At 61.2% G+C, this 26,371-nt stretch carries 27 protein-coding genes, 1 tRNA gene and 1 pseudogene; 13 read left to right on the top strand and 16 right to left on the bottom strand.

Going from position 1 to position 26,371, the window contains the following annotated elements:
• Window position 1: 1 nt before the first annotated feature.
• The 5 genes from TU79_RS10530 to TU79_RS10510 are packed head-to-tail and all read left to right on the top strand — an operon-like array spanning window position 2 to window position 4,534.
• Entirely contained in the window at window positions 2-364 is a 363-nt protein-coding gene (locus tag TU79_RS10530) for an STAS domain-containing protein (RefSeq protein ID WP_003233973.1), read from the top strand.
• A complete protein-coding gene (locus tag TU79_RS10525; RefSeq protein ID WP_057007923.1) occupies window positions 361-765 on the top strand; it encodes an anti-sigma regulatory factor in 405 nt (134 codons plus the stop codon). The genes TU79_RS10530 and TU79_RS10525 overlap by 4 nt, the downstream gene beginning before the upstream one ends.
• Window positions 756-1,763, top strand: a complete 1,008-nt coding sequence (locus TU79_RS10520) for an ATP-binding protein (RefSeq protein ID WP_082638453.1) — start codon at window positions 756-758, stop codon at window positions 1,761-1,763. Before TU79_RS10525 ends, TU79_RS10520 begins: the two co-directional genes overlap by 10 nt.
• Window positions 1,756-2,619, top strand: a complete 864-nt coding sequence (locus TU79_RS10515; protein ID WP_057007922.1) for a sensor histidine kinase — start codon at window positions 1,756-1,758, stop codon at window positions 2,617-2,619. Before TU79_RS10520 ends, TU79_RS10515 begins: the two co-directional genes overlap by 8 nt.
• Complete coding sequence (locus tag TU79_RS10510) at window positions 2,609-4,534, top strand: response regulator (protein ID WP_057007921.1); 1,926 nt, start codon at window positions 2,609-2,611, stop codon at window positions 4,532-4,534. The genes TU79_RS10515 and TU79_RS10510 overlap by 11 nt, the downstream gene beginning before the upstream one ends.
• Before the next feature lie 18 nt (window positions 4,535-4,552).
• Here the strand turns inward: TU79_RS10510 and TU79_RS26875 are convergent, their stop codons facing one another.
• On the bottom strand, window positions 4,553-5,362 hold the full coding sequence (locus TU79_RS26875) for a methyl-accepting chemotaxis protein (protein ID WP_414896189.1): 810 nt from the start codon (window positions 5,360-5,362) through the stop codon (window positions 4,553-4,555).
• 45 nt (window positions 5,363-5,407) lie between these two features.
• Window positions 5,408-6,178, bottom strand: a pseudogene (locus tag TU79_RS26870) (MCP four helix bundle domain-containing protein); the annotation flags it as partial.
• Between the two features lie 262 nt (window positions 6,179-6,440).
• On the opposite strand from TU79_RS26870, the gene TU79_RS10500 reads away from it, so the two are divergent.
• Window positions 6,441-7,667 (top strand): MFS transporter, encoded by a 1,227-nt coding sequence (locus tag TU79_RS10500; RefSeq protein ID WP_057007919.1) that lies wholly within the window; start codon window positions 6,441-6,443, stop codon window positions 7,665-7,667.
• 374 nt (window positions 7,668-8,041) lie between these two features.
• The gene (locus tag TU79_RS10495; protein ID WP_057007918.1) at window positions 8,042-8,653 is read left to right on the top strand and encodes a DapH/DapD/GlmU-related protein; all 612 of its coding nucleotides are present in this window, start codon (window positions 8,042-8,044) and stop codon (window positions 8,651-8,653) included.
• 89 nt (window positions 8,654-8,742) lie between these two features.
• Here the strand turns inward: TU79_RS10495 and TU79_RS10490 are convergent.
• The 5 genes from TU79_RS10490 to dapA form a co-directional block, all read right to left on the bottom strand.
• Window positions 8,743-8,832: transfer RNA gene (locus tag TU79_RS10490), tRNA-Ser, on the bottom strand.
• Window positions 8,833-8,915: 83 nt separating this feature from the next.
• Complete coding sequence (purC, locus tag TU79_RS10485; protein WP_057007917.1) at window positions 8,916-9,629, bottom strand: phosphoribosylaminoimidazolesuccinocarboxamide synthase; 714 nt, start codon at window positions 9,627-9,629, stop codon at window positions 8,916-8,918.
• 27 nt (window positions 9,630-9,656) lie between these two features.
• Entirely contained in the window at window positions 9,657-10,415 is a 759-nt protein-coding gene (locus TU79_RS10480) for an MBL fold metallo-hydrolase (RefSeq protein WP_057007916.1), read from the bottom strand.
• Between the two features lie 4 nt (window positions 10,416-10,419).
• Window positions 10,420-11,535 (bottom strand): NlpB/DapX family lipoprotein, encoded by a 1,116-nt coding sequence (bamC, locus tag TU79_RS10475; RefSeq protein WP_003233936.1) that lies wholly within the window; start codon window positions 11,533-11,535, stop codon window positions 10,420-10,422.
• A 17-nt stretch (window positions 11,536-11,552) separates the two neighbouring features.
• The gene (gene dapA, locus TU79_RS10470; RefSeq protein ID WP_057007915.1) at window positions 11,553-12,431 is read right to left on the bottom strand and encodes a 4-hydroxy-tetrahydrodipicolinate synthase; all 879 of its coding nucleotides are present in this window, start codon (window positions 12,429-12,431) and stop codon (window positions 11,553-11,555) included.
• 262 nt (window positions 12,432-12,693) lie between these two features.
• Between dapA and TU79_RS10465 the strand changes: the two genes are divergently transcribed.
• Both TU79_RS10465 and TU79_RS10460 read left to right on the top strand, forming a co-directional pair.
• Window positions 12,694-13,254 (top strand): glycine cleavage system transcriptional repressor, encoded by a 561-nt coding sequence (locus tag TU79_RS10465; RefSeq protein ID WP_003172487.1) that lies wholly within the window; start codon window positions 12,694-12,696, stop codon window positions 13,252-13,254.
• Window positions 13,255-13,265: 11 nt separating this feature from the next.
• On the top strand, window positions 13,266-13,739 hold the full coding sequence (locus tag TU79_RS10460) for a peroxiredoxin (protein WP_057007914.1): 474 nt from the start codon (window positions 13,266-13,268) through the stop codon (window positions 13,737-13,739).
• 7 nt (window positions 13,740-13,746) lie between these two features.
• On the opposite strand, the gene TU79_RS10455 is transcribed toward TU79_RS10460, so the two are convergent.
• Window positions 13,747-13,986, bottom strand: a complete 240-nt coding sequence (locus tag TU79_RS10455) for a sulfurtransferase TusA family protein (protein WP_057007913.1) — start codon at window positions 13,984-13,986, stop codon at window positions 13,747-13,749.
• A gap of 94 nt (window positions 13,987-14,080) precedes the next feature.
• Here TU79_RS10455 and TU79_RS10450 point away from each other — a divergent pair, with 94 nt between their 5' ends.
• The gene (locus tag TU79_RS10450; RefSeq protein WP_057007912.1) at window positions 14,081-15,514 is read left to right on the top strand and encodes a M48 family metalloprotease; all 1,434 of its coding nucleotides are present in this window, start codon (window positions 14,081-14,083) and stop codon (window positions 15,512-15,514) included.
• A gap of 67 nt (window positions 15,515-15,581) precedes the next feature.
• Here the strand turns inward: TU79_RS10450 and TU79_RS10445 are convergent, their stop codons facing one another.
• The 4 genes from TU79_RS10445 to rpoE form a co-directional block, all read right to left on the bottom strand.
• Window positions 15,582-17,021: a DegQ family serine endoprotease gene (locus tag TU79_RS10445; protein ID WP_057007911.1), complete on the bottom strand. Its 1,440-nt coding sequence runs from the start codon at window positions 17,019-17,021 to the stop codon at window positions 15,582-15,584.
• Between the two features lie 235 nt (window positions 17,022-17,256).
• Window positions 17,257-18,219 carry a MucB/RseB C-terminal domain-containing protein gene (locus TU79_RS10435; protein ID WP_057007909.1) on the bottom strand — a complete coding sequence of 321 codons (963 nt, stop codon included), beginning with the start codon at window positions 18,217-18,219 and terminating at the stop codon, window positions 17,257-17,259.
• A gap of 16 nt (window positions 18,220-18,235) precedes the next feature.
• Window positions 18,236-18,823, bottom strand: coding sequence for a sigma-E factor negative regulatory protein (locus tag TU79_RS10430; protein ID WP_034096393.1), 588 nt, complete (start codon window positions 18,821-18,823; stop codon window positions 18,236-18,238).
• A gap of 32 nt (window positions 18,824-18,855) precedes the next feature.
• Entirely contained in the window at window positions 18,856-19,437 is a 582-nt protein-coding gene (rpoE, locus tag TU79_RS10425) for an RNA polymerase sigma factor RpoE/AlgU (protein WP_003172477.1), read from the bottom strand.
• A gap of 466 nt (window positions 19,438-19,903) precedes the next feature.
• Between rpoE and nadB the strand changes: the two genes are divergently transcribed.
• Window positions 19,904-21,520: an L-aspartate oxidase gene (nadB, locus tag TU79_RS10420; RefSeq protein ID WP_057007908.1), complete on the top strand. Its 1,617-nt coding sequence runs from the start codon at window positions 19,904-19,906 to the stop codon at window positions 21,518-21,520.
• Here nadB and TU79_RS10415 read toward each other — a convergent pair.
• Complete coding sequence (locus TU79_RS10415; RefSeq protein WP_057007907.1) at window positions 21,489-21,935, bottom strand: hypothetical protein; 447 nt, start codon at window positions 21,933-21,935, stop codon at window positions 21,489-21,491. The genes nadB and TU79_RS10415 overlap by 32 nt on opposite strands.
• Window positions 21,919-22,173, bottom strand: coding sequence for an FAD assembly factor SdhE (locus TU79_RS10410; protein WP_003233917.1), 255 nt, complete (start codon window positions 22,171-22,173; stop codon window positions 21,919-21,921). Before TU79_RS10410 ends, TU79_RS10415 begins: the two co-directional genes overlap by 17 nt.
• A gap of 140 nt (window positions 22,174-22,313) precedes the next feature.
• On the opposite strand from TU79_RS10410, the gene ygfZ reads away from it, so the two are divergent.
• Both ygfZ and TU79_RS10400 read left to right on the top strand, forming a co-directional pair.
• Window positions 22,314-23,255: a CAF17-like 4Fe-4S cluster assembly/insertion protein YgfZ gene (ygfZ, locus tag TU79_RS10405; RefSeq protein ID WP_057007906.1), complete on the top strand. Its 942-nt coding sequence runs from the start codon at window positions 22,314-22,316 to the stop codon at window positions 23,253-23,255.
• A 36-nt stretch (window positions 23,256-23,291) separates the two neighbouring features.
• The gene (locus TU79_RS10400; RefSeq protein ID WP_057007905.1) at window positions 23,292-24,113 is read left to right on the top strand and encodes an HDOD domain-containing protein; all 822 of its coding nucleotides are present in this window, start codon (window positions 23,292-23,294) and stop codon (window positions 24,111-24,113) included.
• Window position 24,114: 1 nt separating this feature from the next.
• Here the strand turns inward: TU79_RS10400 and TU79_RS10395 are convergent, their stop codons facing one another.
• Both TU79_RS10395 and TU79_RS10390 read right to left on the bottom strand, forming a co-directional pair.
• Complete coding sequence (locus tag TU79_RS10395; RefSeq protein ID WP_057007904.1) at window positions 24,115-25,500, bottom strand: sensor histidine kinase; 1,386 nt, start codon at window positions 25,498-25,500, stop codon at window positions 24,115-24,117.
• On the bottom strand, window positions 25,493-26,164 hold the full coding sequence (locus TU79_RS10390; protein ID WP_057007903.1) for a response regulator: 672 nt from the start codon (window positions 26,162-26,164) through the stop codon (window positions 25,493-25,495). Before TU79_RS10390 ends, TU79_RS10395 begins: the two co-directional genes overlap by 8 nt.
• Between the last annotated feature and the right edge of the window lie 207 nt (window positions 26,165-26,371).

The raw sequence follows: 26,371 nt of genomic DNA, 5'->3' as shown, positions 1-26,371 counted from the left end.
CATGGAACGCATCCCTATTTTGCAGATGGGCGAGTTTCTGCTCGTGACCATCCAGGTGGACATGCACGACCAACTCGCGCTGACCCTGCAGGACGACCTGTCGGAACGCATCAGCCGCACCTCGGCGCGCGGCGTGCTGATCGATATTTCGGCGCTGGACATGGTCGACTCGTTTATCGGCCGCATGATCGGCACCATCTCGGGCCTGTCGCGCATCATGGACGCGCAGACGGTGCTGGTGGGCATGCAGCCGGCCGTGGCCATTACCCTCGTGGAATTGGGCATGAACCTGCCGGGCGTGGCCACTGCATTGAACGTGGAGCGCGGCATGAAACTGCTGCGCGACCGGGTTGAACACTCATGAGCGAAGCCAGCAGCGGCACGCATCCCGTGCTGATCGAACAGGACGTTGTGCTGGCGCGACAATTGGTACGCAGGCTGGCCCAGGAATGCGGCATGCGCCTGATCGACCTGACCAAGCTGGTCACGGCCGTCAGTGAGCTGGCGCGTAACACCGTGGTGTACGGCGGTGGCGGCTACATGGATTGGGCGGTGGTGGAAAAAGACCTGCGCCCCGGCGTGCGCCTGACCTTTCGCGACGAGGGCCCGGGCATTCCCGACCTCAAGCTGGCCATGACCGATGGCTGGACCTCCGGCGGCGGACTGGGCCTGGGCCTCACCGGTGCCAAGCGCCTGGTGGACGAATTCGAACTGGAGACCGCGCCGGGTGAAGGCACCCGCGTGACGATCACTCGATGGTCCTGAATATCCACAGTGCACTGACCCAGGTGCTATTGGTCGAAGACGCCAGCCAGGTCGGCTACGCGCGCCGCACGGCGCAACTGCTGGCCGAGCAACTGGGCTTTGACGAAACCGACGCCGGGCGCGTGGCACTGGTGGCCACCGAGCTTGCCAGCAACATCCTCAAGCATGCCGCTCACGGCCAGTTGCACCTGCGCGCCACCGGCAACGGCGGCGTGGAGATGATCGCCGTGGACCGCGGCCAGGGCTTCGATCTGGACAGTTGCCTGGTGGACGGTTTCTCCACGGGCGGCACCCAGGGCATCGGCATGGGCGCGATTTCGCGCCTGGCCCAGGTGTTCGATGTGCATGCCGACGCGCGTGGCACGGCGATGCTCGCGCGCCTGTATCCGCGAGCCTCGGCTGCCCGCGACATCCGTTACGGGGTGAGCCAGCATTCATTGCACGACGACCCGCATTGCGGCGATGCCTGGCACCTGATGGTCGAGCCGGAACGCTTCAGCGTGATGGTGGCTGACGGCCTGGGCCATGGCATTGATGCCGAGCGCGCCGCGCAGGCCGGTGAGGCGGTGTTTGCGCGGGACGCATTTCTTGACCCGGGCGTGCTGATGAACGACCTGCATGTGGCCATGAGCGGTACCCGCGGCGGCGCCATGGCGATTGCTCAATACGACGCCTCGGCCGACACCCTGCGCTTCACCGGCATCGGCAACATCGGCGCCAGCCTGATCGGCCACGGCAAGCCTCGGGGGCTGGCCTCCCATCCGGGGATCGTCGGCGTGCAATATCGCAAGGCCCAGCCCTTCGACTACGCTCAAGTGACCGGCCAGTTGCTGATCCTGTACAGCGATGGCTTGCAGTCACGCTGGAACCTTGCCGATTACCCGGGCCTTGTGCACCGCCACCCGGCGTTGATCGCCGCCATTCTGCACCGTGACTTCTGTCGTGGCCGGGATGACGTCACCGTATTCGTGATTGCCCTGGAGGCCATCAATGGCTGAAACCGCCGCCTCCCTCGCCGATGAAGTCAAACGCCTGCGCCTGGAAGGGGACGCCCTGCGCGCCGAACTGGACGAGACCAACCAGGGCGTGCTCGCGCTGTATGCCGAGCTGGACATGCAGGCCGACCAACTGCGCCAGGCGTCGGACCTCAAGAGCCGCTTCCTGTCGTACATGAGCCATGAGTTTCGCACGCCCCTGGGCTCGATCCTGAGCATCACCAGCCTGCTGGTGGATGAACTCGATGGCCCGCTGAGCCCTGAGCAACACACTCAGGTCGGGTTTATCCGCAGCTCTGCCAGCGAGCTGCGGGAAATGGTCGATGACCTGCTGGACCTGGCCAAGATTGAGGCCGGGCGCATTTCCATCTCGCCGGCGTGGTTCGACATGTTCGACCTGTTTTCGGCGCTGCGCGGGATGTTCCGGCCCATCGTCGATGCCTCATCGGTGGACCTGATCTTCGAAGAACCGGCCGGCCTGCCCAAGCTGTATACCGATGACAAGAAGCTGGCGCAGATCCTGCGCAACTTCATCTCCAACGCGCTCAAGTTCACCCTGCAAGGCGAGGTGCGAGTGTCGGCCGGCATGGAGAACGACCGCGAGATCCGTTTTGCGGTGCAGGACACCGGCCTGGGCATTCCCGCCGAACTGCACAACAACCTGTTCGAAGATTTTTCGCAGATCGATTCACCGCTGCAAAAACGCCTGCGCGGCACTGGCCTGGGCCTGTCGCTGTGCAAGCGCTTCGCCGAACTGCTGGGCGGCCGTGTGGGTGTGGAAAGTACGCCCGGCGTGGGCTCGCTGTTCTACGTGATCATCCCCCTGTCCATCGCAAACGAGAACGTCGATGAAGCGTGACATTCGATTACTGATCGTCGACGACAACGCCGCCACGCGCTATGCCCTGCGCCGCCGCCTGGAGCGTCACTATGGTCATGTGCTGGAAGCCGGCACCGGCCAGGACGGGCTGGACCTCATCGCCCGCGAAAAAATCGATGCGCTGATCCTGGACGTCAACCTGCCGGACATGAGCGGCTTCGATATCGTGCGCCGCCTGCGCGCCGACCCGACCACCGCGCTGCTGCCGGTGGTGCATGTGTCGGCGGCGTCCATCGAGACTGGCGACATCATCACCGGCCTGGACGCCGGGGCCGACGCCTACCTGATCCACCCGGTGGACCCGGATGTGCTGCTGGCGACCCTGCGCACCCTGCTGCGGGTGCGGGACACCGAATATGCGCTGCGCGAAAGCGAGGCGCGCTTTCGCGAGATTTTCTTCAATATCAGCGCGCCGATTGCGGTGATGGACGCGCAGCTCAAAGTCCACGAATGCAACCACGCCTTCGCGCAGTTGATTCACGACAACCTCAACCCCGACGCCCTGCTCGAATGCTTTGCCGACGGCCAGCGCGCCGTCATCGGCGAACTGTGCCAGCGCCTGTCGGCCGGCGAGCGCTGGAAAGGCACGCTGCAGTTGAATGTCAATGGCGAGCTGCGCGAGACCGAGTGGCAGATTTCGCCGTACAACCGCGCCGAGCTGAGCCTGGTGTTCGTGGAGGACGTCACCGAGCACCGCCACCGCGAGCGCCATCAGCAGGCCGAACTGGCCAATGCCGCGCGCCAACTGGCCCGCACTGAAGCGCAACTGCTGCAGGCGCAGAAGATGGACGCCCTGGGCAAGCTCACCGGCGGCATCGCTCACGATTTCAACAACCTGCTGACCGGAATCATCACCAGCCTGGAACTGATCAAAAAACGCATCGAGAGCCAGCGCACCGAGAAGGTTTTGGGCTACGCCGATGCGGCCCTGAGTTCGGCCCTGAGCGCCGCCGGCCTGACCAATCGCCTGCTCGCCTTTGCCCGCCAGCAGCCGCTGGACACGCGCCCCATCGACATCAATGCGCACATCCGCTCACTCGAAGAGCTGCTGATGCGCACCATTGGCGAACACATCGCCCTGAAGCTGGAGCTGACCAACAACCCGGCGGTGGCGCTGGTGGACCCGATCCAGCTGGAGAGCGCGGTGCTCAACCTGGTGATCAATGCCCGCGATGCGCTGCCCCAGGGCGGCATCATCTGGGTGACCACTTACCCGGCGTATTCCAATGGCAATCTCAAGCTGGAAAACGGCCCCTACATCGCACTGTCGGTACGCGACAATGGCGTGGGCATCGACCACAGCGTGATCGACAAGGTATTCGACCCCTTCTTCACCACCAAGCCGGTGGGTCAGGGCACGGGCCTGGGGCTGTCGACCATCTACGGTTTCGCGCGTCAGTCCGGCGGCGATGCGCAAATCCGCAGCGTCACCCGCCAGGGCACCGAAGTCACCCTCATGCTGCCGGCCGCAGAAGGCCCGGCCACCCTGGCAACAAAGCTGCTGGCAGTGCCTGGGCTGAGCAAGGGCGAGCACGTTCTGATCGTTGAGGACATGCCTTCGGTACGCAGCTTTGTCGCCGAAGTACTGATGGATGCCGGCTACCAGTGCAGCCTGGCCGCCGACGGCGACGAGGCCATAGTGATCCTGCAGGCCGACCCGAGCATCGACCTGTTGCTGACCGATTACGGCCTGCCGTATATGACCGGCCGTGAACTGGCCGACCATGCACGCGTGCTGCGCACTGACCTGCCGATTTTGTTCATGACCGGTTATGCGGAAAATGCGGCCAATCGTCAGAGCTTTCTGGGCGAACGCATGGACTTGATCACCAAGCCGTTTCATATCGATGAACTGCTGGAGAAGATTCGCCGGGGGGTGGAGCGCCAGGTCTAGGCCGACGCTCCACAGGCACTACAGGCGGAACCGTGCCACCGCGTCGTTGAGCGCCACCGCCAGACGCGCCAGCTCATGGCTCGAATCGCTGACCTGCCCGGCGCCGGACGACGACTGCGCCGACAGGTCACGGATGTTCACGATGTTGCGGTCGACTTCCTTGGCCACCTGGGCCTGCTCCTCGGCCGCACTGGCAATCACCAGGTTGCGCTGGTGAATCTCATCAATCGAATCGGTGATCCGACTTAGCGCGCCACCAGCGCCCTCGGCCAGGCTCAAGGTCTCGGTGGCGCGCTGGGTGCTTGACTGCATCGAGGCCAGCGCATCGTTGGAGCCGGTGCGCATGGCGGTCACCATCTGGTCGATCTCCAGCGTCGATTGCTGGGTACGATGGGCCAGCGCCCGCACCTCATCGGCCACCACCGCAAACCCGCGCCCGGACTCACCGGCACGCGCCGCCTCGATGGCGGCGTTAAGGGCCAGCAGGTTGGTCTGCTCGGCGATGGAACGAATCACGTCGAGCACCTTGCCGATATCCCGCGATTGCTCGGCCAGGTTCTGCACCAGGGCGGAGGTCTCGCCGATGTTGCTGCTCAGGGCCTGAATCGCGCTGACTGTTTCGCCAACGCGGTGCTGGCCTTCGCGTGCGGTTTCATTGGAAAGCCTCGTGGATTCGGAGGTCGACACCGCGTTGCGCGCCACCTCGTCGGCGGCCGAGGTCATCTCGTTGACGGCCGTGGCGGCCTGTTCGATCTCTGCCGTTTGCTGCTGCAGGCTGCGGCTGCTCTGGTCGGTGATGCCATTAAGGTCGGTGGCCGAAGCGGACATTTGCACCGCAGACTGGCGAATCAGCTGCAAGGTATCGCGCAGGTTGCCCTGCATCGATTGCAGGGCGACGAGCAAGCGGGTTACCTCGTCGTCGCCGCTGACTTCGACGGTTTGGGTCAGATCGCCGCGCGCGACGTTTTCCGCAGCGCGCATGGCCTGTCCCAATGGGCCGACGATACTGCGCGTCAGCAGCCAGGCCAGGGCCACGGTGCTCACGCCGGCCAGGATCACAAAACCGAACACCATGGTGAGCGAGCGGCCGTACTGCGCCTCCGCCGCCTGGCCCAACTGGTTGATCTGCCCGTTGTAGTAGTCGCTGAGTGCATTGAGCTGGGCCCCGGAGCCATCGACCACGGTTTTCATGTCCACCAGCAGCAGCTTGTTGAGTTCAGCACCCTGCTGCTTGTCGGCCAGCACGAACGACTGCGCCAGCCCTTGCTGGTACTGGCGCAGCGAGACCTGGAACTGATCGTAAAGCGCGCGCACTTCAGGCGTGTCGACCAACGCGTCGAGTTCGGCCAGCTTCTTCGTCAGGTCCTGGCTGCGGGTGTCCATCTGACCGCGATACGTCGCAAGGTTCGCCGGGTTGGTGTCCAACGCCATGCGCAACGAAATCGTGCGGATGCGCAGCATGATTTCGCGGATATCGGCCACCAGCCGCATTTTCGGCACCAACCCACGCTCCACCTGCACCGCCCGGGCGCGAATACTCGCCATGTTCGACAGCGCGAAAAAGCCCAGCAGGGCCACGAGCAAGGCAATCAAGGCAAAACCCAGACCGGCACGGCGGGCGATGGACAGGCTGCGAAGGGACATTTTGAGCGCTCTTATTGGGGGGATACGACATCGTATGACAGGGTTTCGGCCTGACAGGCCTGGACTTGAGGAGATAAATCGGGAAATAAGGAATGCTGAATATCCGATGTGGAATTCCCGCTTGAAGCATCACATCGATCACACTGATGATGACTATCGAAACGAGCGCCTGCCGATTTGCCGGCGGTCATCCCTATAATCCCCTCCCACATCCCTCCCCCCGCCTGACGACAGGCGACATTCATCCTTGGAACCCAACACCATGCCAAGTGCCAGCCAGGCCCCCAGCGGCCTTCCCGAACATAATCAACAGAGCGTCAAGCAGCAGTGGCTGGCGATTCTGTCGGTCGCCGTGGGCGCATTCGCTCTGGTGACCAGTGAGTTTCTCCCGGTGGGCGTGCTCAACGACGTCGCCAGCGACCTGGGCATCACCGCTGGCCATGCCGGACTGATGGTAACCCTGCCCGGCATCATGGCCGCCCTTGCCGCGCCGTTTCTGTCGGTGAGCATCGGTGCGATGGACCGTCGCTATCTGCTGATCGGCCTGACGCTGATCATGATCATCGCCAACGGCATCGTGGCGTTTGCCAGTGATTTCAACGTGCTGTTGTTTGGTCGAGTATTGCTGGGCATCAGCATCGGCGGTTTCTGGGCCACGGCCATCGCCCTCAGCGGCCGCCTGGCGCCCAGGGGCGTCGACGTGGCGAAGGCTACGTCGATCATCATGATGGGCGTGACCCTGGCCACCGTGCTTGGCGTGCCGGTGGGTACCTGGCTCAGCGGCCTGATGGGCTGGCGCATGACCTTTCTGGTCACCGCCCTGATGGGCGTGCCGGTGCTACTGGCACAGGTGCTTCTGCTGCCACGGCTCAATCCGGAAAAGGCGATTCGCGTCAGTGATCTGCCGGCGTTGTTCTACAACCCGCAAGCGCGGGTGGGCCTGATTGCGGTACTGCTGATCGGCCTGGCGCATTTTGCTGCGTACACCTATGTCGCGCCGTTCTTCAAATTCAGCGCCGGCTTCGACGGGCCAACCATCAGTTCGTTGCTGCTGCTGTTTGGTATGGCCGGGGTGGCGGGCAATGTTTTCGCCGGTTTCGCCGCCAACCGCAGCGTGCGTAATACGCTGCTGCTGGTGGCGCTGATGATCGGCACCAGCACCGCGCTCTTCCCCCACTTCGCCACCGGCATGACCGGCGCCGCGATGCTGATCGCACTGTGGGGCTTCGCGTTCGGCGCGTTCCCGGCGTGCTCCAGTATCTGGATGTTCGTGGTGGCGCCCAAGGACGTGGAGCGTGGCATGCCGCTGTTTGTCGCGCTGTTCCAGGTGATCATTGCCCTGGGCTCGTTCTTTGGCGGGCAGATCGTTGACCAGATGGGCAGCTCGGTGTTGTTGAGCCTTGCCACGGTACTGGTGGGCTTCGGGTTTGTGACGGTGCTGGTGTTGGGGAGGAATGTCAGCAACCGAATGGTGGCGCAGCCGGCCTGACGGGTAGTTTTTGGAAAGGCCTGCCGAGCGTTGAGTTTGGCGGGCCTTTTTTGTTTTAGGCGCAGAGGTATTTGATCTGGAAAAACCTGGTAAAGAGAATGCCCGCACCGACACTTGCGCGCGCAAGGCTGCGAGCTAGCCTCAAACGTGTCGCCGCTGTGGCGATTGACTGTCAGGGAGCTTATATGCCAACGCGATATCGTGATGCGGTTACAGGGGAATACGTGACAGAGGCAGAGGCGAAGAAAAGGCCAAGGGAGACGGTGAGGGAAACGGATAAAAAACCGTCGAAAAAATCGGTGGGTAAAAAGTAGCGTCATTGTTTTAGCATGGGCCATGCAGATCCACATTTACCCTTTTCGGAATGACGCTCCATGACGCCGGTTGAAATCAATGCATTCATCGAACGATGGCCCACCCTGGGCCTCACGCCTGTTGAGGCCTGGCGGGTGGCACAAGACTGTGAAAACCAGGTGATGGCGTTGCTGGACCGCCTCGGCGACGGTTACCGGCGTCATGGAAACTGCGCCATCCACGAAAGTGCGGTTGTCGAGCAAGGCGCTGTGCTCAAGGGCGCGATCATCATCGGCGAAGGATCATTCGTGGCCGCGGGCGCTTATCTGCGCGCAGGGGTGTACCTGGGCAAGAATTGCATCATCGGCCCCAGTTGCGAGCTTAAAAGCAGCTTCATGCTGGACGGGAGCAAGCTGGCACACTTCAACTTTGTCGGTGACTCGTTGCTTGGCGAGGGCGTAAATATCGAGGCCGGTGCGATCATTGCCAATTACCGCAACGAACTGAACGGGGCGCAAATCAAAATCCGTTACCTGGATACGGTGATCGAGACGGGAGTGAACAAGTTCGGTGCCCTGGTGGGAGACGGCTGCACGATTGGGGCAAACGCCGTTATTGCTCCTGGCGCGCTGTTGCAGCCCGATACTCATGTGCCTCGTTTGGGATTGGTTGATCAGTTCGCTTACGATTGAACGGCTCGACGCCCGTCGGAGTTAAACGCCGGGAACGAAAAAGCCCCTGAAATAGTTAACCATTTCAGGGGCTTCGTCTTGTTCAATAATGGCGGAGAGATAGGGATTCGAACCCTAGGTACCGGTGAAGGTACAACGGATTTCGAATCCGTCCCATTCGGCCACTCTGGCATCTCTCCAACGGCGCGCATCATAACAGCATGGTTCGTGGATGCAAAGCGCCGAGGCGATTTTTTTCCGTGCTATCAGATGCTTGCGTCGATTACAGCGGTACGCCGAGGCGATTGGCGACTTCTTCGTAGGCTTCGATGACGTCACCGAGGCCTTGACGGAAGCGGTCCTTGTCCATCTTCTTGCGGGTGTCCTTGTCCCACAGGCGGCAGCCGTCCGGGCTGAATTCGTCGCCCAGGACGATGGAGCCATCGTGGAACACGCCGAACTCCAGCTTGAAGTCCACCAGCAGCAGGCCTGCGTCGTCGAACAGTTTGCTCAGCACGTCGTTGACCTTGAGGGACAGCGCCTTCATGCGTGCCAGTTGCTCAGCGGTGCCCCAGCCGAATGCCACCACGTGGGATTCGTTGATGAACGGGTCGCCCTTGGCATCGTCCTTGAGGAACAGTTCGAAGGTGTAAGGGTTGAGCTTGAGGCCCTCCTCCACGCCCAGGCGCTTGACCAGGCTGCCGGCGGCGTAGTTACGCACGACGCACTCCACCGGGATCATGTCGAGCTTCTTCACCAGGCATTCGTTGTCGCCCAGCAGTTTGTCGAATTGGGTCGGAATACCGGCTGCTTCGAGTTTCTGCATGATGAAGGCGTTGAACTTGTTGTTCACCATGCCCTTGCGATCAAGTTGCTCGATGCGCTTGCCGTCGAACGCCGAAGTGTCGTTGCGAAACAGCAGGATCAGGCGGTTGGCGTCGTCGGTTTTGTACACCGACTTGGCTTTGCCGCGGTAGAGTTCTTCACGTTTTTCCATGATGGGCTCCGCTTTGAGTGAGGTGGGCTAGGCGATGTGGCGCCAGTCGAGCCCTGAATCTTGATCGGCCAGTTGCAGCCAGTCCGGGTCGCACCCGAGGGTGTCGACGAAACATTGCCGGGCAAGCTGCGGCAGGTTGTTCTTGCTGCTCAGGTGGGCCAGGACCAGGTGCTGCAGGTCTTGCCAGCCCAACTCATACACCAGGTACGCCGCCTGGTGGTTGTTCAAATGCCCCAGTTCGCCGCCTACCCGCTGCTTGAGAAAGTAGGGGTAATGACCGCGCGCCAGCAGGTCCCGACAGTGGTTGGACTCGATCATCAACGCATCGAGGTCGCGGTAACCGTCCAGCACCCTGGCGCAGTAGGAACCCAGGTCGGTCAGCACGCCGAAGCGCCGCTGGCCGTCACTGAAGACATACTGCGTCGGTTCCTGAGCGTCGTGGGCGACCGCGATCACATCGATGCTCAAGGCACCGATGTGCAGTTGCTCACCGCCGGCCAGGAAACCTGCAGGCTCAATGGGTTTGCGCATCCCGCGCAGGGTGCCGCGACTCAGGTACACCGGAAGATTGTAGCGCCGAGACAGCAAACCCACGCCATGCACGTGATCGGCATGTTCGTGGGTCACCAGAATCGCGCTCAGCTGCGCAGGGTGAACCCCCAGGCGCAGCAGACGCCGCTCGGTTTCCCTCAGCGAAAAACCACAATCGACCAGCACGTACGTGTCGTCATGAGCGACCAGCGTGCCGTTCCCCTGGCTACCGCTGCCGAGAACGGCAAAACGCATCGGATCAGCCCAGGTTGTCCTGAATCACGCCCAACACTTTGCGCGCTGTTTCAGCGGGAGCCACGGTGTTGATGTTCTTCTCGACGGTAACCTGCACGCTTTCGCCCACCTTGCTCAAACGAACCTGGTAGCGCTCGGCGCGGGTTTCGACTTCTTCCTTGGTCGGCGTGCTGCCGAACAGTTTGCCGAAGAACCCTGGTTCATCGTCTTTCTTCACGGCCTTTTCAGCCACGTTGATGTAGTACAGGCCAAGGCTGCGGTTGATGTCTTCAACGCGCCATGGGCCTTGCTCCAACGCGCGACCGACACTGGCCCAGGCGCGATCCAGGTCTTCACCCAGGTTCAGCACCACGTTGCCGCTGCCGTCTTCGGTGAGGCTGACGCGGCTCGGGGTGTCGTAATCACGTGCGGCAAGCAGGGAAACGGAACCGCCCTTCTCGGAGATACGGCTCATGCTGGCCAACATCTCGTCGACCAGGGCAGCGTCGACGCCGGTATTGACCGAACGATTGGTGAATTCGACGTTGGCAGTACTGCCGGCGGGACGCTCGGCGCTGACCACGTAGACTTCACTGGTATTGCGCTGCACACCTGGCTCGATGCGCACACGCACGCGGGTCTCGCCATCGGCGGCTACGCCACTCGATTGCAGGCGCTTGGCCATGCTGGCGGACAGTTCGCTGCCGTGCTGCCATGCGGTGGTGAATTCACCCGTCTGCGGGCGCTGCTCATCAATGCGGAACCCGTTGTCCTGGAAGAACTGCACCGCCACTGGCCAGACTTCGGCAGGTGGGCGCTGGGCCACGACCCAACGCGAGTCGCCGCTCTTCTGCAGGCTGTAGTCGCTCGCGTCCGCCACGGCCGCAATCGGCTGCGGGCGTGGCACAACGTACTCACCCTTGGTGGTGTCGTCGGCCACGTTGCGCGGAATCGGCAACAACGGGTCAAGCCGCTTGGCGACATTGACGTCCGGCGGCAGTTGCATTGGTTTGGTTGCTTGTGCTTCCAGGTAATCGCTGCCGCGGTCACGGAAGTAGCCTTCCGGGCCCCAGATCCAACCGCAGCCACTGGTGCTGGAGATAATCAAGGCAAGTGCGGAAAGTCCGGCCAATCGCTTCATGCGTAGTGCTTCCTCAATTAAACCAGGACGCCGGACTGGCGCAGGGCCTGTCGCAGCGGTTCGTGAAAGGCTTGGCTGAGCTGGGTGAGCGGCAGACGGATACCGTCCGGCATCAGGCCCATCTCGAACAGCGCCCATTTCACGGGAATAGGGTTGGATTCGACAAACAGTGTCTTGTTGAGCGGCATCAGTTTTTCGTGGATCGCTCGCGCAGTCACGGCATCGCCGGCGATGGCAGCGGCGCAAAGGTCACTCATGGCACGCGGGGCGACGTTGGCGGTTACCGAGATGTTGCCCTTGCCGCCCAGCAGCATCAGTTCGACTGCCGTGGCGTCGTCACCGGAATACAGCAGGAAGTCGCTGCTTACGCCGGCCAGAATATCCCTGGCGCGTTGCAGGTCGCCAGTGGCTTCCTTGATACCAATGATGTTCGGCACGGTGGACAGACGGATGACTGTCTCGGCTTTCATGTCACAGGCAGTGCGGCCGGGAACGTTGTAGAGGATCTGCGGAATATCGACGGCTTCGGCGATGGCCTTGAAATGCTGGTACAGACCTTCCTGGGTCGGCTTGTTGTAGTACGGGGTTACCAGCAGGCAGGCGTCGGCGCCGGATTTTTTGGCGTTTTTGGTCAGTTCAATCGCTTCACGCGTGGAATTGGCGCCGGTGCCGGCAATCACCGCGATACGCCCCGCCACGCGCTTGACCACGAACTCGATGACCTGAATGTGTTCTTCCACATCAAGGGTGGCCGACTCACCGGTAGTGCCGACCGCCACGATGGCATTGGTGCCTTCTTGCAGGTGGAAGTCCACCAGTTTGCCAAGGCTGTCCCAGTCGAGACGACCTTGTGCATCCATGGGTGTGACCAGTGCCACCATACTGCCCGCAATCATGCAACCGCTCCTGCCGGAAAAAGAGAGCCGTAATGGTACTGGCGCCAAGATGCTTGTACAAGCGAAGTACCGCCTGAGGACGCGTTCTGGCGCAACTAAACGACGGGCAATGCCATCATTGGGCAAAAGCACCGCCGCAAGCAGGCCATTCACACAATGAAAACGCCATCTCCTATCCCTTCGCGATGCTTTTCGCTACCCTTGATCCTTTGATCGATACAGCCCTCACAGTATCGACCGCTCATCGTTTTAGGAAGGCTGCATGTCCACCCCCACAGTTCGCGAACAATTCCTTGTTATCAGTGCCCTCGGCGCCAACCCCATGGAGCTGACCAACGTCCTGTGCCGCGCCAGCCATGAAAACCGCTGCGCCGTCGTAACCTCGCGCCTGACCCGTCACGGCGAATGCAGCGCGCTGGTGCTGCAGATCTCCGGCACCTGGGACGCCCTGGCGCGCCTGGAAACCGGCCTGCCGGGCCTTGCCAAGAAGCATGACTTCACGGTCAATGTGGTGCGCAGCGCCGCGCTGGAGAACCGCCCGCAGGCCCTGCCTTACGTGGCGTATGTCAGCTCGGCGTACCGTTCGGACATCGTCAACGAGCTGTGCCAGTTTTTTATCGACCATAACGTCGAGCTGGAAAACCTTACCTGCGATACCTACCAGGCGCCGCAAACCGGCGGCACCATGCTTAACGCCACGTTCACCGTGACCCTGCCGGCCGGTGTGCAGATCAGTTGGCTGCGCGATCAGTTTCTGGATTTCGCCGACGCGCTGAACCTGGACGCGCTCATCGAGCCGTGGCGCCCACAGAACCCAATGTAAGGAGGTTATTCATGGCGGTAGTCATCGACATACCGGTCACTGATTTCGAAGCCCCGGCCACCAGCGGTCAGACCTTCAAGCTTGCAGCCCTCAAGGGCAAGCAAGTGGTGATCTACTTCTACCCCAAGGACAGCACCCCGGGCTGTACCACCCAGGGCCAGGGTTTTCGTGACCTGCATGAAGCGTTCAAGGCAGCCAGCACCGAGGTGTTTGGCGTGTCGCGCGACAGCCTCAAGTCCCACGAGAACTTCAAGGCCAAGCAGGCATTCCCGTTCGAGCTGATCAGCGACAAGGACGAAGCGGTTTGCCAGCTGTTTGATGTGATCAAGCTCAAAAAGCTATACGGCAAGGAATACCTGGGCGTGGATCGCAGCACTTTCCTCATCGACAAGGACGGCGTTCTGCGTCAGGAATGGCGTGGCGTGAAAGTACCGGGGCATGTGGATGCGGTGTTGGCGGCGGCGCAGGCGCTGAACAAGGCTTGAGTGCGGTTCAGGCCTTGCGCAACCAGTAACGGTAAACACCGGCGTCATCTTCTTCGCGCTCCAGCGTGTGGCCGGCCAACTTGGCGAAGGTGCGAAAATCACGCTGGGAGCCCGCATCGGTAGCGGTCACCTTAAGCACCGCGCCGCTGGCCATTCGATTGAGTTCCAGCTTGGCCTTGAGCAAGGGCAGCGGGCAATTGAGGCCGCTGGCATCGAGTTCGGCATCAAAGGCGACGGCGTCGGTCATGGTTTACTCCGGGCAAGCGTTGGGCTGCTTAGAATATCTGGTCCGAAGCTCAGTGTCCGGCTACAGTAAGCTCTTTGCCCAAAAGGCTTTGTGCATGACTTTTTTGCGCCCTACCCTGCTGACGCTGGCCTGCCTGCTGGCCTCTCCAGGCTTCGCCGACGACCTGCCGTCACTTGGCGACGCCAGCTCTGCCATTGTCTCGCCACAACAGGAATACCAGCTGGGCCGTGCATGGCTGGCCTACCTGCGCGGGCAGGTTTCGCAACTCAATGATCCGCAACTCAAGGATTACGTCGAGACCAGCGTGTACAAGTTGGTGGAGACAAGCCAGGTGAACGACCGGCGGCTGGAATTCATCCTGATCAACAGCCCGCAGCTCAATGCCTTTGCCGCACCGGGCGGGATTGTCGGCGTGAACGGTGGACTGTTTCTCAACGCCCAGACTGAAGGCGAGTATGCCTCGGTGATGGCTCATGAGTTGGCCCACCTGTCTCAACGCCATTTCGCACGGGGCGTTGAAGCGCAGCAGCGCATGCAACTCCCCATGATGGCGGCCTTGCTCGGTGGCATTATTGCGGCCGCAGCGGGCGCAGGCGACGCGGGTATCGCCGCCATCGCCGGCACCCAGGCCGCAGCGATTCAGGAGCAGCGACGCTTCTCCCGCCAGAACGAACAGGAGGCGGATCGCATCGGCATTCTCAACCTGGAGAAGGCCGGCTACGACCCACGCTCGATGCCCACCATGTTCGAGCGATTGATGCGCCAATACCGTTTCGATGCCAAGCCGCCGGAGTTTCTGTTGACGCACCCGGTGACCGAGTCGCGGATTGCCGATACGCGCAACCGCGCCGAACAATCCAAACAGGGCGGCAAGGAAGACAGCCTGCGTTATCAACTGATCCGCGCGCGGGTGCAGTTGAAATACGAGGACACGCCGGGGCTGGCGGCCAAGCGATTTCAGGCTCAGTTGGACGAGAATCCGAAAAACGATGTGGCCCGTTATGGTCTGGCAATCGCCCAGATTAAGGGTACTCAGCTCAAGGAAGCCCGGGAAAACCTGGCGCCATTGCTGGCCAAGGCTCCCAATGACATCACGTACAACCTGGCGCAGATCGAGCTGGACATCATCAACAACCGCATGCCGGACGCCCAGCAACGCACCGACCGCATGCTGAGCCAATACCCCAGCAATTACCCGCTGAACCAGGTTCGGGTAGATCTGCTGCTTAAACAGAACCGCACCGCCGACGCGGAGAAGGCCCTGGATGGCTTGCTCAAGTCTCGTCCGGACGATCCGGATGTCTGGTATCAAGTCGCCGAGACACGCGGACTGTCGGGCAATATCATCGGTCTGCATCAGGCGCGCGCCGAGTACTTCGCCCTGGTGGGCGACTTCCAGCAGGCGATCCAGCAACTGGACTTCGCCAAGCGTCGGGCCGGCAGCAATTTCCCGTTGTCCTCGCGCATCGACGCTCGCCAGCGTGAACTGATCGAACAGGAACGCTTGGTGAAAGGGATGATGAGCTAAACCCATCGCCCACAAAAAAGCCCCGCCATCGTTAACCGATGGCGGGGCTTTTTATTGGGCTAGCAGATTACTCGGCCAACTTGAAGGTGATGAAGCTGGCTCGACCCTGACGCAGAACACGCATCGACACTGTACGGTTCTTCGGCAGAGCCTTGGCAATGTCGGTGAACGCCTTGGTGTCGTTGATCGCCTGATTGTTCAGGTGGGTAATCACGTCGCCCGGCTGCAGGCCGATCAGGGAGGCAGGGCCATCCTGGACTTCCTTGATCACTACGCCGCTCTTGAGGTCGAAGCTTTTCTTCTGCTCCTCGGTCAGCTCGGCCACGGCAATCCCCAGACGATTGCTGCTGCGCTCGGCGCCCGGTTTGGCGTTGCCCAAAGCATCAAGGGCCGCGCCCTCTTCCGGGATGGCGCCTACGGTCAGTTCCACGTTCTGGCGCTTGCCTTCACGAATCACTTCCAGCTTGGCCTTGCTGCCGGCCTTGAGCGCGCCCACCAGGTGCGGCAAGTCTGCTGACATGACGATCGGCTGACCGTTCATGCTCAGGATCACGTCGCCCACCTGCAGGCCGCCCTTGGCAGCCGGGCCATCGTCCTGGATCTGCGCCACCAGGGCGCCGGCCGGCTTGTCGAGGCCGAAGGACTCAGCCAGGTCCTTGTTCACTTCCTGGATGACCACGCCCAACCAGCCGCGACTGACCTTGCCGCCGCTCTTCAACTGATTGGAAACGTCCATGGCCACGTCGATCGGGATCGCAAAGGACACACCCATGAAACCACCGGAGCGGGTGTAGATCTGCGAGTTGATCCCCACTACCTCACCGGCCAGGTTAAACAGCGGACCACCGGAGTTGCCCGGGTTGATCGGCACGTCGGTCTGGATGAACGGCACATAGTTTTCGTTCGGCAGGCTGCGGCCAATGGCACTCACAATGCCCTGGGTAACCGTGTGGTCAAAGCCGAACGGCGAGCCAATCGCAACCACCCACTGGCCGGCTTTGAGGTCCTGGGACTTGCCCAGTTTCAGCACGGGCAGGTCCTTGCCTTCGATCTTCAGCAACGCAACGTCGGAGCGCGGGTCAGTGCCCACCAGCTTGGCTTTGAGTTCGCTGCGGTCGGCAAGGCGCACGAGGATCTCATCGGCATCGGCAATCACATGATTATTGGTGAGAATGTAGCCATCCGGGGAAATGATGAAGCCCGAACCCAGGGACTGCGCCTCACGCTGACCACCGCCGCCGCCACGCGGAGCGCGCGGCTGGGGCATACCGCGCTCGAAAAACTCGCGCAGCATAGGCGGCAGGCCTTCCAGATCGGGCATCTGCTGGTTCGAGACTTTGCGATCCGGCAGCTTTTGCGTGGTGCTGATGTTTACCACCGCAGGTGAGGCCTGTTCGACCAATTGGGTGAAATCAGGCAGCTCGGCGGCTTGCGCAGGCAGGGCCTGGCCCAGCACCAATACCGTGGCGACTATGGATAGGTAAGACTTCAAACGTGGTATCGACATACAGCTCCCGTTACGACGAGCAGGGTTGAGCGACAGGGTTCAAGAGACGCCGGAAACCGAGACCGACGCCTTCGTTCCGCGAACAAAACAAGGTCAGTGCTGACAGGCCCTGACCTATAAAAAACATGAAGATTTTTTGCAAGTGAAAATGCTGATCCAGACATTTCATCGTCTCGGCAGTCAACCTGGCATGGACTTTAGACTGAAAGGTCAGGATGAACATAGGATTAACGGATCACGGCTGGGCAGTAGCCGCTTTCTCGCTGCGTACGAACAGGGCGATGCGCTCGGCAGTGCCAACGGGGATTTCGCCGACAACGGTCACCATCCTTTCACCGTCCACCGTATTCAAGCGACGAGAAACCGCAACCGTAGGGCCAATTTGCGTACGGGTTTCCGTCGCGCTGACTTCGCTGATGGGCTCGAGAAACACCGAAAACCGAGCAAGCCCGTCCTCATACATCAGACTTTCGACCGTTGCTTTGGTCTGCGTATCCTGGCGCGCAGTGCTTTTGATCAGCTGAAATCCCGGCGGCACCCATTCAAGATGCCATGCCTCAGAGGGCTCGACCTCTGGCGCCTGCTTCTGAACAACTGCGACAGACTTGCACTCACCCGAGGGTTGCAAGTCGCGATCACTTGGGGTGGAAGACGTGTCCAGCCGCGTAAATTGAAAGCGCTCCAACAGTTGCCCTTGATCATTCAGCAGCAGCGATTTGAGCGGCAGCGCGGTTTCGCGATCCAGATGCAGTTCAAACCCGAAGCGGTACTGGTCACGCGGCGTGATCGAGACGATCACTGCATTACGACCGGCAACGCGGGATTTACCGATGACTGCCAGTTCGTAGAATTGCGTGAGTTTTTTTGGGTCAAGCGAACGTGAAGGGGATTCACGTGAATTGCCAAGGCCTGCGACAAGAGCGCCGCTGACGCATTGAGTCAGACCATCTACACGCACGACTTCCTGGGCAGAACCATCGAGCTGCAATAGTCGCTCGCGGACCTGGCCTTTCTGGACGCGATGCCAGATATCGTGTGTAGAGAAACTGCCGTTACGTTCGTATATGAACGTACCCTGAAAGGTTTGCTGTCGCTCTGCACGCCCAAGTCGAGTAAGCCAGTTTTGAGCTTCATCGGCATGGGCGGGGAGTGCAGACCAACCACTGAGCAAAAGCGTAAGGAGCGATATGGCGCGCATAGGGCTCCTTAAAGGTTCAGCGATTTTCCAGGCTTGCAGCACGAGCGTATGGCAGAGCGCTTTCAGTGCCTTTCAAGGCAGATTCCTGTGCATGTTGGCGCAGGTACCCTGGAAGACGCTGATCCTGCCAGCCGGATTGGCCTTGAAGCACACCATTGGCCATAGGGCCTGTGGCATCAGAGCTTTCCTTGTAGCCGGCCAGCACTGCCGGGCCCTTGACCTGTGGACCGGCCATGACCGGTTGCTGGGTCTGTTGGGCCAGTTCAGCACCGGCGATTTCGTCCTGATTATACAGGCGAACACCGGCAAGAACGGCAACAGTCACCGAGGCAGCCACTGCCAGTCGACCCAGGCTACGCCATGGACCACGTGCAGCTTTTGCCGGAACGGCTTCGTCAGCCAGCGCAGCAGAAACGGCCGCAGCAATATCCAGACGAGGGATTAGAAGATCCTTGTGCATCACCGCCCGAGCGACTTGGTAACGAGACCAGGTATCACGGGTTTCGGCATCATCAAATGCATTGAGCACTCGACGAAGTTCCAGTTCATCCGCTTCGTTATCCATCACTGCGGACAGCGATTCCTGCAGGGCATCACGACTCATGGCGGTTCCTCTCTTGGCTGTCGCCGCTGTCTTTAGTTTTCCTGCAACAACGGTTGCAAGGCTTTATCGATGGCTTCCCGGGCCCGGAAAATCCGTGACCTTACAGTCCCCACCGGACACTGCATGACGCTCGCAATGTCTTCGTAACTCAGACCATCGAATTCACGTAAAGTTAACGCCGTACGTAAATCTTCTGGCAGTTGCTGAATTGTGCGATGGACGGTTCCTTCGATCTCGTCGCGCAGCAATGCACGCTCCGGCGATTCGAGATCCTTGAGACCATGATCACCATCGTAAAATTCAGCATCTTCTGAACTGACATCACTGTCCGGCGGGCGACGTCCGCGCGACACCAGATAGTTCTTCGCCGTGTTGATGGCGATACGGTATAGCCACGTATAAAACGCACTATCACCGCGGAAATTGCCCAGTGCACGATATGCCTTGATAAAGGCTTCCTGTGCAACGTCCTGCGCTTCATGGGTGTCGTGCACAAACCGCACGATCAACCCGAGAATTTTGTGCTGGTATTTCAGCACTAACAGATCAAATGCTCGCTTGTCACCGCGTTGCACGCGCTCGACCAGCTGCTGATCCTCTTCCTGGGTTAGCATGAACACTCCTCGTGGTGCTTGAAGGAGGCTTGCATAACTAAACGATCAGGCTTGCAAACATAGACTCGGTCTTTTCGCAAAAGTTCTCCCCCTTTCAAGCAAGTTTCCGGCATGCACTGATTTGGCACACACGAAAAACGCAGCACGGTCCAAGCCGACTGCGCGAATAATCTTGTCGCCGGTTTGATGACGCGTCCAATGCTCCCGACGGGCCAATAAACTCAACTTTTTCCAGGTTTTGGGCAACCGGCTATTGAGTCGGGACTCATGCAAAAAGTTCCCACCTTAAATAACCGGCCAAGTGAGGCAGGAACCGTGCTCCGTAATCTCACATTGCCACAAACGCCCGGCTATTGTGCCGCGCGCCCCCTCTATATACTAGTGGCCCGTGTGACCCTTTGATTCGCCGATCCAGGCGTTCCTGCTTGCGCCAGCCCTGTGGATCGCTTTTTGCGGAATCCTTCCAATGAGCCAACAGTTTCAACACGATGTCCTGGTGATCGGCAGCGGCGCGGCCGGCTTGAGCCTGGCACTGACCCTCCCCCGCCACCTGCGCGTTGCGGTGCTGAGCAAGGGAGACCTGGCCAACGGCTCGACATTCTGGGCTCAAGGCGGCGTCGCGGCGGTGCTGGACGAACACGACACGGTGCAATCCCATGTCGAAGACACCCTCAACGCCGGCGGCGGTCTGTGCGACGAAGACGCGGTACGCTTCACCGTCGAGCACAGCCGCGAGGCCATTCAATGGCTCATCGATCAAGGCGTACCCTTCACCCGCGACGAGCACACCGGCAGCGACGATGGCGGATTCGAGTTCCACCTCACCCGTGAAGGCGGCCACAGCCAGCGGCGCATCATTCACGCCGCCGATGCCACCGGGGCCGCCATCTTCAAGACCCTGCTTGAGCAGGCGCGCCAGCGTCCCAACATCGAGCTGCTGGAGCAATGCGTCGCCGTCGACCTGATTACCGAAAAACGCCTGGGCCTGGATGGCGCACGCTGCCTGGGCGCCTACGTGCTCAACCGCGTCAGCGGCGAAGTCGATACCTATGGCGCGCGTTTCACCATTCTCGCCTCGGGCGGCGCGGCCAAGGTCTACCTCTACACCAGCAATCCGGATGGCGCCTGCGGTGATGGCATTGCCATGGCTTGGCGCTCGGGCTGCCGGGTGGCCAATCTTGAATTCAATCAGTTCCATCCCACCTGCCTGTATCACCCGCAGGCCAAAAGCTTCCTGATTACCGAAGCCCTGCGCGGTGAAGGCGCGCACCTGAAACTGCCCAATGGCGAACGCTTCATGCAACGCTTCGACCCACGCGCCGAGCTGGCGCCGCGGGATATCGTCGCCCGTGCCATCGACCATGAAATGAAACGCTTGGGCATCGACTGCGTGTACCTGGACATCAGCCACAAACCTGCAGACTTCATCAAGGCCCATTTCCCTACGGTCTACGAGCGCTGCCTGGCCTTCAATATCGATATCACACAGGGCCCTATCCCCGTGGTGCCGGCTGCGCACTACACCTGCGGCGGCGTGATGGTCGATCAGCACGGCCGCACCGATGTGCCTGGGCTGTATGCAATTGGCGAAACCAGCTTCACCGGCCTGCACGGCGCCAACCGCATGGCCAGCAATTCGCTGCTCGAATGCTTCGTCTATGCACGTTCAGCGGCAGCAGACATCATCGAGCAACTGCCAAACATCCCGGTACCTGCCGCCCTGCCCCGCTGGGACGCCAGCCAGGTGACGGACTCGGACGAGGACGTGATCATCGCCCACAACTGGGACGAGCTGCGCCGTTTCATGTGGGACTACGTGGGGATTGTGCGCACCAACAAGCGTCTGCAACGGGCGCAACACCGCGTGCGTCTGCTGCTGGATGAGATCGACGAGTTTTACAGTAATTACAAAGTCAGCCGCGACCTGATCGAATTGCGCAACCTTGCCCAAGTGGCCGAGCTGATGATTCGCTCAGCCATGGAACGCAAGGAAAGCCGCGGCCTGCACTACACCCTCGACTACCCGCGGATGCTGCCCGAGGCCCGCAACACTATTCTGGTGCCAACCACCTACGGCGGCTGAATTTCAGGCGGGTGCGCAGACGCCGGTGCACATCGGCGACCTGTGAATCCCTGGGCACGCAGATCGAGCGCACCCGCCATTGCCCCGGCAATCGATAGCGCACCACCACGATCAACGGCAACGCCAGGCTGTCGGGACGCAGCTGCACACTGTGCCAACCGCGCTCGGCGCTGAACAATTGCCAGCCGTCTTCATCACGGCGCAGGCCAAGAATCGACGAACGGTGGGTCAGCAGAACCTGGCGCGGCAGCACCCAGCCAGCATGGGCAAGGCACGCAAGCATGCCAAATGCGGCAAAAGGCAAGTCCAGCGTCAGCAAGGCACCCAGCGCGAACAATTGGGCAAGCACATACATCGCCAGCAACAGCCGCGAGGCCTGCCAGCGACACTCAAAGCGATTACTTGGGCTGGACACGATCCAGAATCATCCGAACCATGCGTTGCAGCTCCGGGTCTTCCGATTCGGCGCGCTCCATGAACCAGCCGAACATGTCCTGGTCCTCGCATTCCAACAACCGCACGTACAGGTCACGATCCACCTTATCGAGCGTCGCATATACCTCTTTGGTAAACGGTACGAGCAACACATCCAGCTCAAGCATGCCGCGGCGGCTGTGCCAGTAGAGGCGATTGATTTCTACGTCTTCGACCATGGAACGCTCCTCAAATAGCGCGCAAGTATACAGGCCCGGCGGCACCCGAACAGCCAGCGTTGGTCGTGTCCCGAGGAAACTATCCATTTGCCGGGCGCCCCTCTATGATGCACGCATGACTTTTTGACCTGCGATGACCCATGGCCGACTCTGCTTTCTTCTGCCCCCTGTCCCACGAAGGCGTTCTCGCCGTCCGTGGCGCCGATGCCGCCAAATTTCTGCAGGGCCAACTCACCTGCAACCTCAATTACCTGAGCGACACCCAGGCCAGCCTTGGCGCGCGCTGCACGCAAAAAGGCCGCATGCAGTCGAGCTTTCGCATCGTGTTGCAAGGTGATGGCGTGCTCATGGCCATGGCCACCGAGCTACTGGAGCCGCAACTGGCGGACCTGAAAAAATACGCGGTATTTTCCAAGTCCAAGCTCACCGACGAAAGCGCCGCCTGGGTGCGTTTCGGCCTTTCGAATGCTGACGGGGCGCTGAGCAGCCTTGGCCTCGAACTACCGGCCGACACCGACAACGTCGCGCGCACCGATGCGTTGATCGCCATTCGCGTCTCCCCTGCCCGCGCCGAGCTCTGGGCACCCGCCGAACACGCCCAAGCCGTACGCAACCACTTGGCCGCGCAGCTTGACGAGGGGAGTTTGAACGATTGGCTGCTGGGCCAGATCCGCGCCGGGATCGGCCAGGTGATGCCACAGACCCGCGAGCTGTTCATTCCGCAGATGCTCAACCTGCAGGCTGTCGGCGGTGTCAGCTTCAAAAAGGGCTGCTACACCGGCCAGGAAATCGTTGCGCGCATGCAGTACCTGGGCAAACTCAAACGCCGCCTGTATCGCCTGAGCCTTGATACCCCAAACGCGCCAGAGCCCGGCACTGCGCTGTTCTCCCCCAGCCACGGCAGTTCGATTGGCGAAGTGGTGATTGCAGCAAAAGCCGACCTGGCGATTGAACTTCTGGCAGTGTTGCAAGCCGAAGCTGCCGATAATGGCGACGTGCATTTAGGCTCGCTGGAAGGGCCCACCCTGCAACTGCTCGACCTGCCCTACCAACTTGATCGAGATCGAGAGATTCAGCGCTGATCACCGTACTTTTTTGCAGCACCCTTGAGAGCATGAATGAACAAACTGGCGGATAAAGTCCAACAGGCTTTGGTAAAGGCCATCGACAACGATGACCTGGTTCTGCCGACATTGCCGGAGGTGGCCCTGAACATTCGACAGGCCGCCGAAAACCCGGATATCAGCATCAGCCACTTGAGCAAAGTGATCGGTCGCGACACCGCGCTGTCCGCACGCCTGATCAAAGTGGTGAACAGTCCGTTGTTGCGTGCCACTCAGGAAGTCACCAACCTGCACACCGCCATTACCCGGTTGGGCACCAACTACAGCAGCAACCTGGCCATCGGCCTGGTGATGGAACAGATCTTCCACGCCCGCTCCGAAGTGGTCGAACAGAAAATGCGTGACGTGTGGCGCCGCAGCCTCGAGGTGGCGGGCGTCAGCTACGCCCTGTGCCGCAGCCATTCTCAGCTCAAGCCGGACCAGGCCGCCCTCGGCGGGCTGGTGCATCAGATCGGCGTGCTGCCGATTCTCACCTACGCCGAAGACCACTACCAGTTGCTGTCCGACCCGGTCAGCCTCAACCACGTGATCGACAGCATCCACCCGCTGCTGGGCGACAAACTGCTGAGCGTCTGGGACTTTCCGGAAATGCTCGCCAAGCTGCCCGGCCAATACCTGAACCTGGAGCGCGATTCCGCCCGGCTCGACTACATCGACATCGTTCAGGCAGCGGTGCTTTATTGCCATCGCGGCACTGATCATCCGCTGGCCGACGTGCCGGTGGCCGACATACCGTCGATCATCAAGCTGCGCATTGATCCCAACAGCGAGACCCTGCGCGCGCAGCTGGATGAAGCGCGCTCGATGTTCTATTGATTCAACCGGCGATAAAGCTCACCCGTACCTTCAACCCCGCCAACTCGCCATCGTGCAGGCTGATCTGCGCCAGGTGCGCACGGCAGATTTCGCCGACAATCGCCAGCCCCAGGCCGGACCCCATGCCCTGCTGACTGCGCCGATAGAAGCGCTCGAACACCCGGTCGCGCTCATCCAGCGGGATACCGGGGCCATCGTCCTCGACCTCAAGCACCGCCGGCGCCGTGACCCGCAGGATCACATTGCCGCCCGGCGGTGTATGCGCCAAGGCGTTATCCACCAGATTGCTCAAAAGCTCGTTGAGCAGCGTCGGCTCGCCGCGCAGCCACACCGGCTCATCGGCCTCCAGCGCCAGGGCCACGCCGCGCGCGTGGGCCAACGGCGCCATGGCCATGCCCAGCTCACGGGCCAATTGGCTGAGATCAAGCAACTGTGCGCCCCCTTCGGCAATCGCGCGGGCGCCGTTTTCGATGCGGGCCAGGGACAATAGCTGATTGGCCAGATGGGTCAGGCGATCGGTGCCTTGGGCGGCGGTCTCCAGCGTACTGCGCCACGTGGCCGGCGCCTCGCTGCGCAGGCCCAGTTCAAGCCGGGCCTTGAGCGCCGCCAGCGGTGTGCGCAATTCGTGGGCGGCGTCGGCAATGAACTGCGCCTGGCGCTCGAACTGGCCGCGCAGGCGCTCAGTAAAATGGTTGAGAGACCGTACCAGCGGGCCGAACTCATGCTGCACTTCCACCAGCGGCAACGGACGAAGGTCGTCGGGCTGGCGTTCTTCCACCGCCGTGCGCAGGCGCTCCAGCGGGCGCAGCGCCGCACTCACGGCGAACCACACCAGCAGCAGTGCACCGACGCCGAGCATGCCCAGGCGCAACAACGTGTCGGCCGCCAGACTACGGGCCATGCTGACGCGCGCCTCATCGGTCTCGGCCACGCGAATTTCCGCCATGCCATTCATGTTCGGCTCGGAGACGGCCTTGAGCAGGCTGACCACCCGCACTTCCTGCCCTTGATACACCGCGTTGTAGAAACGCGCCAAGGCGGGATAGTCGTCGGTTCGCGGCGTACCCGGCGGCGGGCCGGGGAGGTGCTCATAGCCGGAGATGAGCTTTTGATCAATATCATTGACCTGATAATAAATGCGCCCGGCGCTGTCGTAGGCGAAGGTGTCCAACGCCACGTACGGCACATTGGCGCTAAGGGTGCCGTCGACCTGGGTCAGGCCGGCGGCGATGGTGCGCGCCGAGGCCAGCAGCGTGCGGTCATACGCCGTGTCGGCGGCCTCGCGGCCGTTCCAGTAGGCACTCAGGCCGCTGGCAATCATCAACACCACCAGCAACAGCGCGAGGTTCCACAGCAGGCGCCAGCGCAAGCTGCTGGGCTTATGCATCGCGGGCTTCCAGCAGGTAGCCCAGGCCCCGGAAGGTCACGATGGCAATCGGCTGGCCGTCGAGTTTTTTGCGCAAGCGGTGCACGTAGATTTCGATGGCGTCGGGGCTGGCTTCCTCATCCAGGCCGAAGACCTGCGAGGCCAACTGCTCCTTGCTCATCACCCGGCCAGGCCGTGCGATCAGCGCTTCGAGCACCGCCTGCTCGCGGGACGTCAGGGTCATCAGTTCACCACCAACGGTAAAGCGCCGCGTATCGAGGTCGTAGACCAGCACACCGCACGCCTGCTGACGCTCGCCGCCGAGCACACTGCGCCGCAGCAGCGCCTTGACCCGCGCCTCGAGTTCCGTCAGTTCGAACGGTTTGGCAAGATAATCGTCAGCGCCCAAATTCAAACCATGCACGCGGTCCTTCACATCACTGCGCGCGGTCAGCATCAGCACCGGCAGATTTTTCCCACGGGCGCGCAGCCGCGCCAATACCTCAAAACCGTCCATGCGCGGCAGCCCCACGTCGAGAATCGCCACTGCGTAATCCTCACTGTTCAAGGCCAGGTCGGCGGCCACACCATCGTGCAGCACGTCTACGGTCAACCCCGTGCTCTTGAGCGCTTGGGCGACACTTTCGGCGAGCTGCAAATGGTCTTCAACCAGGAGGACACGCATGGGTTTGTACCTCATTCAGGAGTGGTCGATGCCACGCTTCGCCGGGCAGTTTACAGGCGCCGCCTGGCCTGTGAAGCCCGAAAACATTGAAAGGCCACTGAAAGGTTAGCGAAAGCTTCGCGCTTTAGGATCCAAACACGGTGGTTCCAGCCCGCCGAGCGACCTGACCGTCGCGCCCGAAAAACGCCTCGAAGCGTTTTCGCCAAA

Origin of the sequence: Pseudomonas trivialis (genome assembly GCF_001439805.1) — a bacterium.
Lineage (GTDB): Bacteria > Pseudomonadota > Gammaproteobacteria > Pseudomonadales > Pseudomonadaceae > Aquipseudomonas > Aquipseudomonas trivialis.
Note: the sequence above shows the minus strand (reverse complement) of the source record. Positions and strands in the feature narration are given on the sequence as shown.

Coding starts and splice junctions, on each gene's coding strand:
- TU79_RS10465 (WP_003172487.1), top strand. CDS start 12,694: ATGTCCACCCCCACAGTTCGCGAACAATTCCTTGTTATCAGTGCCCTC.
- ygfZ (WP_057007906.1), top strand. CDS start 22,314: ATGGCCGACTCTGCTTTCTTCTGCCCCCTGTCCCACGAAGGCGTTCTC.
- bamC (WP_003233936.1), bottom strand. CDS start 11,535: ATGAAGCGATTGGCCGGACTTTCCGCACTTGCCTTGATTATCTCCAGC.
- TU79_RS26875 (WP_414896189.1), bottom strand. CDS start 5,362: ATGTCCGCTTCGGCCACCGACCTTAATGGCATCACCGACCAGAGCAGC.
- TU79_RS10525 (WP_057007923.1), top strand. CDS start 361: ATGAGCGAAGCCAGCAGCGGCACGCATCCCGTGCTGATCGAACAGGAC.
- TU79_RS10530 (WP_003233973.1), top strand. CDS start 2: ATGGAACGCATCCCTATTTTGCAGATGGGCGAGTTTCTGCTCGTGACC.
- TU79_RS10520 (WP_082638453.1), top strand. CDS start 756: ATGGTCCTGAATATCCACAGTGCACTGACCCAGGTGCTATTGGTCGAA.
- TU79_RS10500 (WP_057007919.1), top strand. CDS start 6,441: ATGCCAAGTGCCAGCCAGGCCCCCAGCGGCCTTCCCGAACATAATCAA.
- TU79_RS10430 (WP_034096393.1), bottom strand. CDS start 18,823: ATGAGTCGTGATGCCCTGCAGGAATCGCTGTCCGCAGTGATGGATAAC.
- nadB (WP_057007908.1), top strand. CDS start 19,904: ATGAGCCAACAGTTTCAACACGATGTCCTGGTGATCGGCAGCGGCGCG.
- TU79_RS10400 (WP_057007905.1), top strand. CDS start 23,292: ATGAACAAACTGGCGGATAAAGTCCAACAGGCTTTGGTAAAGGCCATC.
- TU79_RS10445 (WP_057007911.1), bottom strand. CDS start 17,021: ATGTCGATACCACGTTTGAAGTCTTACCTATCCATAGTCGCCACGGTA.
- TU79_RS10435 (WP_057007909.1), bottom strand. CDS start 18,219: ATGCGCGCCATATCGCTCCTTACGCTTTTGCTCAGTGGTTGGTCTGCA.
- TU79_RS10510 (WP_057007921.1), top strand. CDS start 2,609: ATGAAGCGTGACATTCGATTACTGATCGTCGACGACAACGCCGCCACG.
- TU79_RS10515 (WP_057007922.1), top strand. CDS start 1,756: ATGGCTGAAACCGCCGCCTCCCTCGCCGATGAAGTCAAACGCCTGCGC.
- TU79_RS10480 (WP_057007916.1), bottom strand. CDS start 10,415: ATGCGTTTTGCCGTTCTCGGCAGCGGTAGCCAGGGGAACGGCACGCTG.
- rpoE (WP_003172477.1), bottom strand. CDS start 19,437: ATGCTAACCCAGGAAGAGGATCAGCAGCTGGTCGAGCGCGTGCAACGC.
- purC (WP_057007917.1), bottom strand. CDS start 9,629: ATGGAAAAACGTGAAGAACTCTACCGCGGCAAAGCCAAGTCGGTGTAC.
- TU79_RS10450 (WP_057007912.1), top strand. CDS start 14,081: ATGACTTTTTTGCGCCCTACCCTGCTGACGCTGGCCTGCCTGCTGGCC.
- TU79_RS10460 (WP_057007914.1), top strand. CDS start 13,266: ATGGCGGTAGTCATCGACATACCGGTCACTGATTTCGAAGCCCCGGCC.
- TU79_RS10410 (WP_003233917.1), bottom strand. CDS start 22,173: ATGGTCGAAGACGTAGAAATCAATCGCCTCTACTGGCACAGCCGCCGC.
- TU79_RS10390 (WP_057007903.1), bottom strand. CDS start 26,164: ATGCGTGTCCTCCTGGTTGAAGACCATTTGCAGCTCGCCGAAAGTGTC.
- TU79_RS10455 (WP_057007913.1), bottom strand. CDS start 13,986: ATGACCGACGCCGTCGCCTTTGATGCCGAACTCGATGCCAGCGGCCTC.
- TU79_RS10395 (WP_057007904.1), bottom strand. CDS start 25,500: ATGCATAAGCCCAGCAGCTTGCGCTGGCGCCTGCTGTGGAACCTCGCG.
- TU79_RS10495 (WP_057007918.1), top strand. CDS start 8,042: ATGACGCCGGTTGAAATCAATGCATTCATCGAACGATGGCCCACCCTG.
- dapA (WP_057007915.1), bottom strand. CDS start 12,431: ATGATTGCGGGCAGTATGGTGGCACTGGTCACACCCATGGATGCACAA.